Raw genomic sequence first — 13,375 nt, forward strand, 5'->3', positions numbered from 1 at the left:
TGAGAAAGCCAAGACATCCGCCGGATGCTCGTTGAGCACGGGAGTAACGATCCGCCGCGGCCGGGCGTGTAATACCCGCCAGTCGACCGCAGGGAGCTGACTCATGAAGTACAGGCTGCTCGGATCGCTGGTGGGCCTCCTGATGGCGGGCGCGGCGCTCACCGCCGTCGAGGAAACGCAGGCCGTCGCCGCTCCGGCCGCGTGCGATGCCTCCGACGCCGCGATCTACACCCCGCCCGCCGCCGTGTCCGCGACTCCGGGAACCCTCCTCGCCTGCGAGGCGGTGACGCTGCCGAAGGTCCCCGGGAGCATCCCGATGAAGGCGTGGAAGGTGCAGTACGCCTCCACCGACCTCCGCGGCACACCGATCGCCGTCTCGGGCACCGTCGCCGTGCCGACCGCCGCCTGGACCCGCGGCGGTCCCCGGCCCGTCATCGGCTTCAACCCTGGAACGCTCGGCCTCGGCCCCCAGTGCGCCTTCTCCAAGCAGCTGGCCGGGGCCTACCAGGACGAGTACGAGGGCGACCAGATCGCGGCGATCCTCAAGGCCGGCTACGCCGTCGCCGCGACCGACGGCGTCGGATACCTGAACGGCCAGACGCACACCTACGTCGTCGGCCGGAACGCCGGCCACGCCCTGCTCGACGCCGTGCGGACCGCCTTCCAGGTGCCCGGCGGCGGCCTGAGCGCGGACGCGAAGGTCGGCGTGTGGGGCTACTCCGAGGGCGGCCAGGCCTCGCTGTGGGCGGCGCAGCTCGCCTCCTCGTACGCCCCCGAGCTGCGCGTCGTCGGCGACGCGGCCGGAGGCGTCCCCGGCGACCTGAAGATCACGGCGGCGGGCCTGAACGGCGGGCCGTTCGCCGGGTTCCTGCTCGCCGCCGTGCTCGGCCTGCATACCGCCTACCCGTCGATGCCGTTCGACTCACTGCTCAACGACGCGGGACGGAGCGCCGTCGCGCAGGGCAAGACCCTGTGCCTGGTCGGCACGGTGACCGCGTTCGCGCTCGCGAACATCAAGAACTACACGAAGGACGCCCTCACGCTCGACCAGATCTACGCGCTGAGCGGACCCGACGGGACCTGGAGCGACCTCATCGACGCGCAGAAGCTCGGCGTGGGCGTCGGACCCGCCTGGTCGGGCGCGCAGTACCGGATCGGCTTCCCGGTCATGCAGTACCGCGGTCTGGCCGACGAGGTCATCCCGGCGGCGACGGAGGACGGCACCCACAAGGCGTACTGCTCGGCCGGCGTCACCACGCAGTGGAACACCTACGCCGGTGACCACCTGACCGCCGACAACCAGGCGATCAACGACGTGATGAGCTTCTTCGCCGACCGGATCGCCGGCTGGCCCACGCTCGGCAACTGCTGACCCGGCGCGGCCCCGCCGCCGCCCGGCCCGCGCTCAGGCGGGCTCGGTGGCGGCGGTGCCGGTGGGCCCGGGGGTCGGGGTGCCGGGGGCGGGGGTGCCGGGTTCGAGGGGCGGCGCGCCGACGGGGCAGTTGACGTCGCACTCGGGGCGGGCGGTGGCCCGGTCGGCCCGGAGGGCGTCGTTCCGGACCGTGACGAGCGTCAGGACCGCGCCGGCGGCCAGGAGGGCGGCCGCGAACGTCATGGCGGTGTGGAATCCGTGGTCGAAGACGCGCGGGTCCGCGTAGGCGTTCCCGATGAGGCCGACGGCGGGCGGGACGCCCGCGACGGCGAGGAGACCGGCCGCGCGGGCGACCGCGTTGTTGACGCCGCTGGCCACGCCGGCGTGCCGTACGTCGGCGCTCGCCAGCACGGTCGCGGTCAGCGGAGCGACCGCCGCCGACAGGCCCAGGCCGAAGACCACGGCCGCGGGGAGCACGTCCGTGACGTACGACGCGTGCCGGCCGATGCGCAGGGTCAGCAGCATTCCCGCGGCGGCCAGCACCAGCCCGACCGTCATCGGGACCCGGGGCCCGACGCGCTGGGCGAGGGCGCCCGCCCGGGAGGACAGCAGCAGCATCAGCACGGTCACCGGCAGCAGCGCCGTGCCCGCTGCCATCGGGGAGTACCCGGCGACGACCTGCAGCTCGACGACGAGCAGGAAGAACTGCACCCCCATGCCGCCGTACATGATGAAGGTGACCACGTTCACGGCGGTGAACTGGCGGGACCGGAAGATCCCGAGCGGCAGCATCGCGTCCGGCCCGCGCCCGGCCGACCTGCGCCGCTCGACCACGACGAACGCCGCTCCCGCCGCCACGCCGACGACGGCCGCGAGGGCGACGGCGGCCGGGGACACCCCCTTCTCCGGCGCCTCGGTCAGGGCGTACGTCACGCCGGCGAGCGCGAGGGCCGCGAGCGCCGCGCCGAGGACGTCGAAGCCGTGGTGCTCGGTCTCGTCGCGGCTCTCCGGGACGTGCCGGGCGGCGACGAGGAGCACGGCGGCGGCGAGCGGGAGGTTCAGCAGGAAGGCCCAGCGCCAGCCGGCCGCCGCGATGAGCCAGCCGCCGAGGAACGGGCCGACCGCCCCCGCGACGCCGCCGAGACCGGACCAGGCCCCGACCGCCCGCGACCGGTCCTCCTGTGAGAACGACGCCTGGATGATCGCCAGTGAGCCCGGCGCCAGCAGCGCGCCGCCGACGCCCTGCAGGGCGCGGGCGGCGACGAGCACGCCGACGTTCGGCGCGAGCCCGCACAGGGCGGAGGCGACGGCGAACCACGCGACGCCGATCGAGAAGACCTTGCGGCGGCCGTACCGGTCGCCGAGCGACCCGCCGAGGAGGATGAGCCCGGCGAGCGCGAGGGTGTAGGCGTTGACCGTCCACTGCAGACCCGCCACGGAGGCGTGGAAGTCCGCGCCGATGCGCGGCAGCGCGACGTTGACGATCGTGGAGTCGAGCATCGCCAGGCTGGAGCCCAGGACCGTGGCGGCCAGCACCCAGCGGCCACGGGCCTCCGACAGCCGGAGGTTCAAACGATCACTTCGTCGTCGTAGCACCAGCGCCAGTCCTCACCCGGCTCGAAGGAGCGCACGATCGGGTGGGAGGTCTCATGGTGGTGCGCCGTCGCGTGCTTGGCGGGCGAGGAGTCGCAACAGCCGACGTGTCCGCAGGTCAGGCACTGACGCAGGTGCACCCAGCGGCCGCCGGAGCGCAGGCAGTCCTCACAACCCTCCGGCGTCCGCGCCTGCGGCGCGGGATCCGGCAACGTGGAGACGTGAGCACAGGTCGAAGTCGTCATAGAGCGCATACTCGCACGCTCGCCAGGGCACGCGAACACCGCGGTCACGGCCGGCGCGTTCGCCACCACCGGGCGGTCCGTACCGGGTCGGTCACCAGTGGTCGAAGCTGAGCGGCTCGTCCTCGGGACGGTCCGAACGCGACAGCAGCGCCAGGTCCGACTCGACCATCATCGCGACGAGTTCCTCGAAGGACACGCTCGGCTCCCAGCCGAGCTGGTCGCGGGCCTTCTTCGGGTCACCGCAGAGCAGGTCGACCTCGGCCGGCCGGGTCAGGCCCGGATCGGCGACCACGTGGTCCCGCCAGTCCAGGCCCGCCGTGCTGAACGCCAGTTCGACGAGTTCGCGCACCGACTGGGTGCGGCCGGTGCCGATGACGTAGTCCTCCGGGGTGTCCTGGGCGAGCATCAGCCGCATCGCCTGGACGTAGTCGCCGGCGTACCCCCAGTCGCGCCGCGCCTCCAGATTGCCCAGCCGGAGCTCGCGGGCCAGGCCGAGCTTGATCCGCGCCACGCCGAGGGAGATCTTCCGGGTGACGAACTCCGCGCCCCGGCGCGGCGACTCGTGGTTGAACAGGATGCCGCTGACCGCGAACATCCCGTACGACTCGCGGTAGTTCTGGGTGATGAAGTGACCGTAGGTCTTGGCGACGCCGTAGGGGCTGCGCGGGTGGAACGGCGTCCGCTCGTTCTGCGGCGTCTCGCGCACCTGGCCGAACATCTCCGACGACGACGCCTGGTAGAAGCGGATCTGGCCGCCGCCGGGCGTGCGGGAGCCGCTGATGCCGCTCACCACCCGGATCGCCTCGAGCATGCGGAGGACGCCCATGCCGGTGACCTCGGCGGTGATCTCCGCCTGCTGCCAGGACATCGGCACGAAGGAGATGGCGCCGAGGTTGTAGACCTCGTCGGGTCGGACCTTCTCCACGGCGGAGATCAGGCTGCCCTGGTCCAGGAGGTCGCCGTACACCAGCCGCACGTCGCCGATGTGCTTGCGCAGCCTGGACACGTGCGGGTTCGCCTGTCCTCGGACCAGGCCCCACACCTCGTAACCCTGCCCGAGCAGATGCTCGGCGAGGTACGAGCCGTCCTGACCGGTGATCCCGGTGATGAGCGCTCGCGTGGTCAGCGGAACCTCCAAGCTCACGGGGCTTTGCCCGTTTCGTGTGATCCCAGAGGTTAGCCGGACCACCGGCGATGGCGATAGCGGCCCGCGCGCGTAGGATGTCGTGGTGCGCGATGAGGGAGGGGAGCGTCTCCGCCGGGCGGAGACGCCGGAGCCCGAGTCCGCGGGGGCCGGCGCGGCGACGACGGGCCGGGGCCCCGCTCCGCTGCGGCTCGGCGGGCGGACGCTCGACCGTCTCGCGGTGATGGCCGTGGTCAACCGGACCCCCGACTCCTTCTTCGACCGGGGCGCGACATACGCCTTCGACGCCGCGCTGGCGGCCGTCGGGGCGGCGGCCGAGGCGGGCGCCGACATCGTCGACATCGGCGGCGTCAAGGCCGGGCCCGGCGAGGAGGTCGGGGTCGCCGAGGAGCTCCGGCGGGTCGTGGACCTGGTCGCGGCGGTGCGCGAGCGGTATCCGGGCGTTCTCGTCAGCGTCGACACCTGGCGGGCCGAGGTCGGCGAGGCGGTGGCGGAGGCCGGGGCCCACCTGCTCAACGACACCTGGGGCGGCCCGGATCCGCGGCTGGCCGAGGTGGCGGCGGCGTACGACATCGGGCTGGTCTGCGCGCACGCCGGGAGGTTGCGCCCGCGCACCCGGCCGCACCGGATCGCCTACGACGACGTGGTCGCGGACGTCGTCCGGTACGTCACCGCCGAAGCCGAGCGGGCCGTCGCCCTGGGGGTGCGCCGCGACGCGATCCTCATCGATCCCGCCCACGACTTCGGGAAGAACACCCGCCACTCCCTCGAGATCACCCGTCGGCTGGGCGAGCTGACCGCCACCGGCTGGCCCGTCCTGGTGGCCGTGTCGAACAAGGACTTCATCGGGGAGACGCTGGGCCGGCCGGTCGACAAACGGGGCGTCGGAACGATGGCGGTGCTGGGGGTCTCGGCGTGGCTGGGCGCCCGGGTCTTCCGGGTGCACGACGCCGCCGGCGCCCGGCGGGCGCTCGACGCGGTGGCCGCGCTGCGCCGGGACCTCGCCGCGCCGGACCGGGGCGGCCCCGCGCAGCCGGGGCCGGGCGGTTCCGCGTCGGCCGGCGTGGACGACCCCGTGTTCGACCGCGATCACGCCGTCCGGAGCGCGGCCGCGGCGGGGGATCAGCGGGGCGCGGACTCCCGCTGACGAGCCCGGTAGGCGGCGACGTGCATGCGGTTGCCGCACGTGCGGCTGTCGCAGTAGCGCCGGCAGCGGTTCCGGGACAGGTCGACGAGCACGCGGGAGCAGTCCGGGGCCTCGCACACGCGCAGGCGGTCGAGCTCGTCGGCGGCGATCACGTACGCGAGGGCGATGCCGCCCTCGGCGCCGAGGTGTTCGGCCAGGCGCGCGCCCGGCGCGAAGAAGTGCAGGTGCCAGTCGTACTCGTCGTGGTCGGTCAGGCGGGGGGAGATGCGCGCCTCGGCGATGACCGCGTTGATCAGCCGGATGGCCGACTCCTTGTCGTCCGCCGCGCGGAAGACCTCGTGCAACCGGTCGCGGAGGCGGTGGGTGGCACTGAGGTCGTCGGCGTCCAGGTCGCGGGCGTCGCTCAGGTGGTTGAGGTCGACGAACCGCTGAAGGCTCGTCAGGTCGGGCAACTGCTCGGTCGTGGTGGCCGGCGGCCCGCTGTTGACCAGATCGACGACGATCTGGAGGGCGTGCTCGGTGTCATGGCTGAAAAGCACTTCGACTCCCGTTCGGGCGTCACGGTCCTTGGTGTAAGTAGCGCATGAGCTTACGCTACTTACGTTGCTATCGGTCCGCGTCTTCACATTGTGACGCCCCGCACGACCCCTGTGTGAACGAGCGCAGAGATTTGGGGAAGAGTGGGCGGCATGGGCTCGATGTCGCTTTTCCTGGGCGGGCTGGCCTTCGCCGTAGTGGTGCTGCTCGCCCGCAGCCTGGCCGGCCGGCTGGGGCTACCGGAGGCGACCCTCCTCGTCGTGCTCGCCGCGGTGATGGGCTTCATCCCCGGCATCCCACAGGTCCACCTCCCGCCGGACGTCGTCCTGATCGGTTTCCTGCCCCCCATCGTGTACCACGCGGCGTTCTTCACCGCGCCCCGCGAGGCCAAGGCGGACGCGGTCCCGATCATCACGCTGGCGGTCGCGCTCACCGTCGTGACGACGTTCGCGGCGGCGGCGGCCGCGCACACGGTCGTGACCGGGCTGGGCTGGGCGGCGGCCATCGCCTTCGGCGCGGCGGTCGCGCCGACCGACGCCGTCTCGGCGACCTCCATTCTGCAACGCCTCGGCGCGCCGCGCCGGGCCGTGACGATCCTCGAGGGCGAGAGCCTCATCAACGACGGTGTGGCCCTCACGGTGTTCAGCCTCGCCGTCGAGGCGCTGTCGCACTCCTACACGTACGGGCACGGCGCGGCACGGCTCGCCGAGGTGGTCGTCGGCGGCGTCGCGTACGGCCTCTTCGTCGGTTTCGTCATCTCCCGGCTGCGGCGGCGGATCCGCGATCCGGGCAGCCAGATCGTCGTCTCCCTGCTGACGCCCTACCTCGCGTTCGTACCGGCCGACGAACTCGGCTTCTCGGGGATCCTCGCGACGGTCACGGCCGGGTTCTTCCTCGGCACGCGCGGCGAGGGCATGCTGCAGCCCGCGTCGCGCCTGGTCGGGCAGATGTTCTGGCGGGTGCTCGTCTACCTCCTCGAGTCGGCGCTGTTCGTGCTGCTCGGCCTGCAGCTCCGGCCGGTGCTGCGGGAGATCGCCGGCCACTCGCCGTCCCGGCTCGTCATGGGCGTCCTGGTGGTGGCGGCCATCATCATCGCCGTACGCCTGGCCTGGTCGCTGTGGGTCTTCCCACTCGGCCGATATCTGCCGGGGCGGCACCTCGAGGTGGGCCACCTGAACGCGGGCGAGCGCTTCGCGATCGGCTGGAGCGGCATGCGCGGCGCCATCTCGCTGGCGATCGTGCTGTCCATGCCGGTGGCCGTCCTCGGCTCGCCGCTGCCCGGCCGCCAGGAGGTGGTCTTCCTCACCGCCGCGATCGTCTTCGTCACCCTGGTCGGCCAGGCGATGACGCTGCCGGTGGTCCTGCGAAGGTTCGGGCTGGCCGAATCCGACCGGCAGCGCATCGAGCAGATGGCCGCCCGGCGGGCGGTGCTGGAGGCGGCCCTGGACCGGCTGGACACGCTCGTCGAGAACGACGAGGTGGACGAGCGCGCCGCGCAGACCTACCGGCAGCTGTACGAGGACCGGCTCCGGCGTGTCCGGGCCGAGTTGGACGGGGACGTGGAGGAGGAGGGACAGGTCGACCCGATCGCGCTGCGGCGCGACCTGATCCGGGCACAGCGGGAGCGGCTCGACGGGCTGTACCGCAAGGGGAAGATCAACGCGGACGCGCTGCGGGCGGTGCGCCGTCGCCTCGACCTGGACGACCCGGATCTGCGCCGCGACGTCGGCTTATCCCGCACGTCTCGCATCACTCTCCGTAATCGCGGCAAAGTCGGCGTCGCGCCGGTGATGCCGCCGATAAAGGCGAGATCGGGGCGGCGATCACGCCGAGAACGTGTGACTGTCCGTAAACTCGGTACGGCGGATCAGGTGCGAGTCTAAGGAGTCAGATGGCCGAGCAAGCGGAGTTGCCGCAGGAACGGCCGGCGACGCAGGAGCAACCACAGAGCATCGGGCGGGCCGACCCGGCCGGGCGATCGGCGGCCTCCGAGCCGGTGCCGGGGCGGCCGGAGGGGCCCGGGGGCACGGTCCGCATCGTCGACCTGCCGGAGTCGGACCAGAAGTCCCTGCGGACGGCCCTGCGGCACGACACGCCGTTGCACGACCTGCTCGGGCTGGAGATGGTCGAGATCGGGGAGGACCACGCGGTGCTGTCCATGCCGATCCGGCCGCAGGCGTTCAACAGCACCGGCAACCTGCACGGCGGTGCGATCGCCACGCTGATCGACGTGGCGGCGGGCACGGCGGCGGCACGGGGGAGCGGATTCGAGCCGGGCCGGCAGAGTCTCGTAACGGCCGACCTGCACGTCCGGTACCTCGGCCGCCCGCACGGTGACCAGGTGTACGCGCGCGCCCAGGTGCTGAAGGCGGGCCGCCAGCTCATCGTCGTCGAGTGCCGGGTCACCGACGTCGAGAATCGCGTCATCGCGGCGGCGGACTTCAGCATGATGATCGTTCCGTTGCGCAAGCCGCTGCGGCCCGTCGCGAGCGCCAAGGACACCGACCCGGACCTGTGACCTCGGCGGCCCGGCACGCGCGATCGCGCGCCGGGCCGCCGCGGCCCCGGTCAGCCCGGGTTGGCGGCCAGCGTGCTGAAGAAGGCCGGCAGGTTGGGGCTGCCCAGGCCCGTCGAGAGGTCGAAGCCGGCCGTCGCCGGGTAGTACAGGTTGTTGCCCGCGACGACGTCGGTGTACGGCTTGTTGGCCCCGGCGGCGCTCAGCGCGTGGTAGAAGGTGTCCGGGCCGTAGCAGTACACGTGATTGCGCGCGAGCAGGCCCTGGTTCACCAGCGCCATTCCGGCCGCCCAGATGGGCGCCGCCGCGCTCGTGCCGCCGGAGGACACCCACCGGCCCCGGTAGTAGATCGGCAGGTCGATCGCGACCGCGGAGACGTCGGGCACCTGGCGGCCGCCGGTGGTGGAGTACCGGCTGTCCACGCCGGGCGCCTGCTGGAAGGACGTCCGCTGGAAGAACTTGCTCACGCCGCCGCCGCTGCCCCACTGGTTCTCGCACTTGGACAGGTTCGACCGGTCGGACCAGACGGTCTCCTGCGTACGGGTACCGTTCGGCGCGAAGCCCAGGCGGGTGCCGCCGACCGCGACCACGTAGGGCGAGGTCGAGGGGAAGGACACGTCGAGCGAGCCGTAGGTCCGGTCGCCGAACGCCCCGCAGTCACCGCTGGAGATGAACACCGTCATCCTCTCGGCCACGGTGAGGATGCGCAGGTTCTGGTCGATCGACTGCATGATGGACGGGGACAGGTAGCCCTCCGGGCCGCCCATGCTGATGCTGACGATGCTGCCCGCGGGGTTCTTCGACAGGTCGTAGTTGTCGTCGATGATGCGCTGCAGCGCGTTGTTCAGCGCGGCCCACGAGTCGGCGCCGTTGCCGGTGTTCAGCAGCGCCGGGTCCTCCTGGTAGTCCACGATGCGCAGGTTGGGGGCCAGGCCGGCCAGCATCTGGATGTCGAGGGTGGCCTCGGCGCCGACCGCCGGCTCGGTGGCGCCGAGATTCACGTTGCTCAGCTGGATGTGCGAGCCGGTGCACGCGACATAGTTGGCGACGTCGTCCCGGTCGTACCCGTCCATCTCGACGAGGTTGACCGTCATGTTCTCGCCGTGCCAGCCCTGGTTCCACAGCTGGTTGTAGCCGTACGCGGCGGCGACCCGGTCGTGGGAGGCGAACCGCTGCGGGAACCGCTGGATGCAGCGGGCCGCCCGCGCCGGGAGGGCCCGCCCGGGCACCGCGGCGCCGAGCGGTCCGCGGGCCTTGGGCGCCATGCTGTAGCTCTCCAGGCCGGTGACGGCCAGGATGTACGGCTTGAGCGCCTCGGGGATCTGCGGCGGGTGGTTGGGGTCGGGCGTGAAGTACGTCCGGCCGTTCAGCCGGTGGGTGACGAAGGACGTCCGCAGCAGCTGGGCGGCCTGCCCGGCCTTCACGTCGAAGGTCACGCTCGTCCGCGTCTTGCTGGTCTTGGCCTGGATGTGGGCGCTGTTCAGGTAGGCCTGGAACTTCTGGATCGTCTGGTCGCTGACACCGAGCTCCTTACCGACGTCACCGGCGGTCTGCGACGGGCTCTTGCCGTGCCCGTACTTCTTCCAGACCTCGTCGCTGACCTTCAGCGTGACCCCGACGTGGAGGGTCTGGCCGTCCGGGACCCGGCCGGTCACCGGTGCCTTCAGCACCTTGTCCGGGATCCCGAGGTCGAGCGTCGTGTATTTCCAGGTGGCGGCGGCCGTCGGCGATGCCGACGGTTTGCTGGAGCCTCCCGAACCCCCGCATCCGCTCAGCACGGTCAGTGCGAGCACCACACTGAGACATGCGGCCCGGCGCTTGCGCACGGATGTACCCCGTTTCCTCGTCTGGGACTGTCGACACACGCGGTGGATACGCGCGTGAGCGCTCAGACGAGCGCGACATACCGCCGGTTCCACTCGTTGCGCCGGGTTTCCGTCCTCCCAGGCAGCGGGAGTCGGCAATCGGCCCCGCTCCCGGCGGGTCGCCGGGAGCGGGGCCGGAACGCTCCGCCGGGTCAGCCGCGGAGGCGCGGGGTGCCCAGGGCCGCGTGCGCCTGCCGGATCTGGGACCAGGACGCGGGCCGCGCCGTCGCGGCGGTCGGCTGCGGCGGGGCGGCCGGCCGTCCCGGCGTGTACAGCCAGGTCTGGAACAGCGCGCCGAGCCGCTGCCCGGAGAGGCGCTCGGCGAGCGCGATGAACTCCGGGATCGTCCCGTTGCCGTACCTCTTCAGTGACGCCCAGGCGCGCAGGGTCGTGAAGAAGGCCCGGTCGCCGACCTTCGCCCGCAGCGCCTGCAGGGCCATCGCGCCACGGTCGTACACGGCGTCGGCGAACTGGTTCTCACCGGGTCCCGGATCGCCGGGCTTGACCTGCCAGAACGGGTCGTCGGCCGGATAGGAGTCGTAGGCCGTCCGCGCGAGCTCGGCGGCCGTGCCCTCGCCGTGCTGCTCCGACCACAGCCACTCGGCGTACGTCGCGAAGCCCTCGTTCAGCCAGATGTCGCGCCAGCGGGACAGCGAGACGCTGTCGCCGAACCACTGGTGGGCGTTCTCGTGCACGACGAGGTACGGCCGGGGTCCGTTACGGAAGCCGTACGGGCTGTAGAACACCCGCGTCTGCGTCTCCAGGGCGAAGTGGGAGGTCACGTTCGGCACGTACCCGCCGAGCGAGGTGAACGGATAGGGGCCGAAGATCTTGCTCGCCCAGTCGACGACCTCGGCGGTGCGCTCGACGCTCTGCCGGGCCGCCGCCGCCCGGTCGGCCGGCAGGTCGGGGCTGTAGGCGGTGATGACCGGCAGGCCGTTCTTCGTACGGGACCGGTGGACGTCGAACTTACCGATGGCCAGCGTCGTCAGGTACGTCGCCTGCGGCCGGGTCTCGCGCCAGCCGTACCGCGTCCAGCCGTTCGCGGTACGGACGCCGGTCGGCTCGCCGTTGCTGATCGTCTGCAGGCCCTCCGGCACGGCGATCTCGACGTCGAACGTGGCCTTGTCGAGCGGGTGGTCGTTGCTCGGGAACCACCACCACGCGCTCTCCGGCTCCTGCGCGGCCACCGCGCCGTCCGGGGTACGGGCCCAGCCGACGTAGTCGCCGTACTTCTTCGTCGACGGGACGCCGGAGTAGCGGACGACGACGGTGAGCGGCCGCCCCTTCCGTACGACGGCCGCCGGGGTGATGACCAGCTCGTGGGCGCCGGACGTGGTGAACCGCGCGGACCGCCCGTCGACCGTGACGGAGGAGACGTCGAGCAGGAAGTCGAGGTCGAAGCGGGTGAGGTCCTGCGTGGCCCGCGCGGTGATCGTCGCCGTCCCGTCGAGACGGTCGTCGGACGGCAGGTACTTCAGGTCCAGGTCGTAATGGGCGACGTCGTAGCCGCCGTTGCCGTAGTCCGGATAGTAGGGGTCGCCGATGCCCGGCGCGCCCGGCCCCGCGTCGGCGTGGGCGGCGGTCGCCGCCAGGAGGACGCCGGCGGCGGCCAGGACCGCGGTCAGTGATCTGCTGCGCATTCACTCTCCCGATTTCTCCGAGTCAACCCACTCGGATAATAGAGATCTTTCGGGTGAGTGGAAGGCGCAGCAGTGACCGAATTCGATCAGTGGGTCAGCCGGACGTGTTCGTGTGTCACCGCCTCGATGTCCGCGGCCGCCAGGTCCAGCAACCGGTGGGCGAGGTCGGACAGCGCCCGCGACGCCGCGAGCTCCGCGCCGATCTCGGGGACGTCCCAGTCGGCGGGGTTGCAGCGGGCCCGCCCCTGCCCGCGTACCCTCTCGGTCTCCCGGGTGATCAGCCGCGCCTCCGCGTAGGTCTGACCGTCCTCCTCGTCGAGGACGACCTCGACGGACCAGCGGTCCTCCGTTCGCATCTCTGCCTCCCCTTTTCAACGCAACTGCCTTCTACTCACGAGGCTTCACCCGGGACGACGGCGAGGGCAGGGGCGAAGGTCCCTCGCTGCCCCATATACGGCGCGACGTGCTATTCAGACCAGATGTGGTGACATATCGCGAACCGTCCGAAGCGGTGGCGGTCGTGGCGTACCGTGGGCCGGGTCTTCCTGAAGTCCTCCTGAAGTCGATCGATCGGGAGTCGCCCGGCACATGGAGTCACCGCACCGGTTCGAGATTCCCCGCCTGACCGCTCTCCTCCTGCACGCGCTGCCCAGGGTCGTCGAAGGCATGATCGCCCCCGTCGTCGTGTTCTACGCGGGCCTCGCCGTCCTCGGGCTGAACGGCGCGCTGGTGACCGCGGTCGCCTGGGTCTACGGCGGGATCGTCGTCCGCGTCGTTCGCCGCAGGCCCGTGCCCGGCACGCTGCTGCTCGCGGCGCTCGGCGTCACCGCCCGAGCCGCGCTGGCCGCCGCCACGGGCAGCGCCGTGGTCTACTTCCTGCAGCCGACCCTGGGCACGATGCTCGTCGCGGTCTCCTTCCTGGCCTCGGTCCCGCTCGGTCGTCCCCTCGCCGCCAAGGTCGCCACCGACCTGGTGCCGTTGCCCGAGGCGTTCCTCGCGCACGCCCGTGTCCGCCGCTTCTTCCTGCGGATCTCGCTGCTGTGGTCCCTGACCTTCACGCTCAACACCGCCATCAGCCTCTGGCTGCTGTTCAGCCAGTCGATCGGCACCTTCCTGTGGGTGCGGACCGCGGCGGTGGCCGCCCTGGGCGCGACCGCGGTACTCATCTCGGTGTGGGGTTTCAAGCGCTGCGTGAACCGCGTCACCGCAGTCCCCGCCTGACCGGCGTCAGCGCGGAAGAGCGCCGACGCCCCGGGGATTCCGGCGAACAATCCCAAGACACGTGACATCTCTCAATATGAGGGCATCTGGCCC

General features: G+C 71.9%; 12 protein-coding genes. 5 read left to right on the top strand and 7 right to left on the bottom strand.

Features of this window, described 5'->3' with window-relative positions; translation table 11 throughout:
* Positions 1–103: 103 nt before the first annotated feature.
* Positions 104–1,372, top strand: coding sequence for a lipase family protein (locus tag AB0K82_RS13140; protein WP_364396056.1), 1,269 nt, complete (start codon positions 104–106; stop codon positions 1,370–1,372).
* Between the two features lie 33 nt (positions 1,373–1,405).
* On the opposite strand, the gene AB0K82_RS13145 is transcribed toward AB0K82_RS13140, so the two are convergent.
* The 3 genes from AB0K82_RS13145 to gmd all read right to left on the bottom strand — a co-directional run bounded on the left by AB0K82_RS13145 (position 1,406) and on the right by gmd (position 4,336).
* Positions 1,406–2,944: an MFS transporter gene (locus AB0K82_RS13145; protein ID WP_364396057.1), complete on the bottom strand. Its 1,539-nt coding sequence runs from the start codon at positions 2,942–2,944 to the stop codon at positions 1,406–1,408.
* The gene (locus tag AB0K82_RS13150) at positions 2,941–3,210 is read right to left on the bottom strand and encodes a UBP-type zinc finger domain-containing protein (protein ID WP_364396059.1); all 270 of its coding nucleotides are present in this window, start codon (positions 3,208–3,210) and stop codon (positions 2,941–2,943) included. The genes AB0K82_RS13145 and AB0K82_RS13150 overlap by 4 nt, the downstream gene beginning before the upstream one ends.
* A gap of 91 nt (positions 3,211–3,301) precedes the next feature.
* A complete protein-coding gene (gene gmd / locus AB0K82_RS13155) occupies positions 3,302–4,336 on the bottom strand; it encodes a GDP-mannose 4,6-dehydratase (RefSeq protein ID WP_364396334.1) in 1,035 nt (344 codons plus the stop codon).
* Between the two features lie 103 nt (positions 4,337–4,439).
* Here gmd and folP point away from each other — a divergent pair, with 103 nt between their 5' ends.
* Positions 4,440–5,501 carry a dihydropteroate synthase gene (gene folP / locus AB0K82_RS13160; protein WP_364396061.1) on the top strand — a complete coding sequence of 354 codons (1,062 nt, stop codon included), beginning with the start codon at positions 4,440–4,442 and terminating at the stop codon, positions 5,499–5,501.
* Here the strand turns inward: folP and AB0K82_RS13165 are convergent.
* The gene (locus tag AB0K82_RS13165) at positions 5,477–6,040 is read right to left on the bottom strand and encodes a CGNR zinc finger domain-containing protein (protein WP_364396062.1); all 564 of its coding nucleotides are present in this window, start codon (positions 6,038–6,040) and stop codon (positions 5,477–5,479) included. The two genes, folP and AB0K82_RS13165, sit on opposite strands and share 25 nt — an antisense overlap.
* A 159-nt stretch (positions 6,041–6,199) precedes the next feature.
* Between AB0K82_RS13165 and AB0K82_RS13170 the strand changes: the two genes are divergently transcribed.
* Both AB0K82_RS13170 and AB0K82_RS13175 read left to right on the top strand, forming a co-directional pair.
* Positions 6,200–7,921, top strand: a complete 1,722-nt coding sequence (locus AB0K82_RS13170; RefSeq protein ID WP_364396066.1) for a Na+/H+ antiporter — start codon at positions 6,200–6,202, stop codon at positions 7,919–7,921.
* Between the two features lie 8 nt (positions 7,922–7,929).
* Positions 7,930–8,556 carry a PaaI family thioesterase gene (locus AB0K82_RS13175; RefSeq protein ID WP_364396068.1) on the top strand — a complete coding sequence of 209 codons (627 nt, stop codon included), beginning with the start codon at positions 7,930–7,932 and terminating at the stop codon, positions 8,554–8,556.
* Between the two features lie 50 nt (positions 8,557–8,606).
* Here the strand turns inward: AB0K82_RS13175 and AB0K82_RS13180 are convergent, their stop codons facing one another.
* The 3 genes from AB0K82_RS13180 to AB0K82_RS13190 all read right to left on the bottom strand — a co-directional run bounded on the left by AB0K82_RS13180 (position 8,607) and on the right by AB0K82_RS13190 (position 12,417).
* The gene (locus tag AB0K82_RS13180; protein WP_364396070.1) at positions 8,607–10,349 is read right to left on the bottom strand and encodes a S53 family peptidase; all 1,743 of its coding nucleotides are present in this window, start codon (positions 10,347–10,349) and stop codon (positions 8,607–8,609) included.
* A 221-nt stretch (positions 10,350–10,570) separates the two neighbouring features.
* Positions 10,571–12,061 carry a M1 family metallopeptidase gene (locus AB0K82_RS13185; protein WP_364396072.1) on the bottom strand — a complete coding sequence of 497 codons (1,491 nt, stop codon included), beginning with the start codon at positions 12,059–12,061 and terminating at the stop codon, positions 10,571–10,573.
* 86 nt (positions 12,062–12,147) lie between these two features.
* On the bottom strand, positions 12,148–12,417 hold the full coding sequence (locus AB0K82_RS13190; RefSeq protein WP_364396074.1) for a DUF1876 domain-containing protein: 270 nt from the start codon (positions 12,415–12,417) through the stop codon (positions 12,148–12,150).
* Positions 12,418–12,649: 232 nt separating this feature from the next.
* Here AB0K82_RS13190 and AB0K82_RS13195 point away from each other — a divergent pair, with 232 nt between their 5' ends.
* A complete protein-coding gene (locus AB0K82_RS13195) occupies positions 12,650–13,282 on the top strand; it encodes a VC0807 family protein (protein WP_364396076.1) in 633 nt (210 codons plus the stop codon).
* The last annotated feature ends 93 nt before the right edge of the window (positions 13,283–13,375 follow it).

It is taken from the genome of Actinoallomurus sp. NPDC052274, assembly GCF_040679475.1.
Classification (GTDB): domain Bacteria; phylum Actinomycetota; class Actinomycetes; order Streptosporangiales; family Streptosporangiaceae; genus Actinoallomurus; species Actinoallomurus liliacearum.

Bases quoted from the DNA above. Each gene is read 5' to 3' on its own strand.
- AB0K82_RS13140 (WP_364396056.1), top strand. From the start codon at position 104: ATGAAGTACAGGCTGCTCGGATCGCTGGTGGGCCTCCTGATGGCGGGC.
- AB0K82_RS13150 (WP_364396059.1), bottom strand. From the start codon at position 3,210: ATGACGACTTCGACCTGTGCTCACGTCTCCACGTTGCCGGATCCCGCG.
- AB0K82_RS13170 (WP_364396066.1), top strand. From the start codon at position 6,200: ATGTCGCTTTTCCTGGGCGGGCTGGCCTTCGCCGTAGTGGTGCTGCTC.
- AB0K82_RS13175 (WP_364396068.1), top strand. From the start codon at position 7,930: ATGGCCGAGCAAGCGGAGTTGCCGCAGGAACGGCCGGCGACGCAGGAG.
- AB0K82_RS13185 (WP_364396072.1), bottom strand. From the start codon at position 12,061: ATGCGCAGCAGATCACTGACCGCGGTCCTGGCCGCCGCCGGCGTCCTC.
- AB0K82_RS13190 (WP_364396074.1), bottom strand. From the start codon at position 12,417: ATGCGAACGGAGGACCGCTGGTCCGTCGAGGTCGTCCTCGACGAGGAG.
- AB0K82_RS13195 (WP_364396076.1), top strand. From the start codon at position 12,650: ATGGAGTCACCGCACCGGTTCGAGATTCCCCGCCTGACCGCTCTCCTC.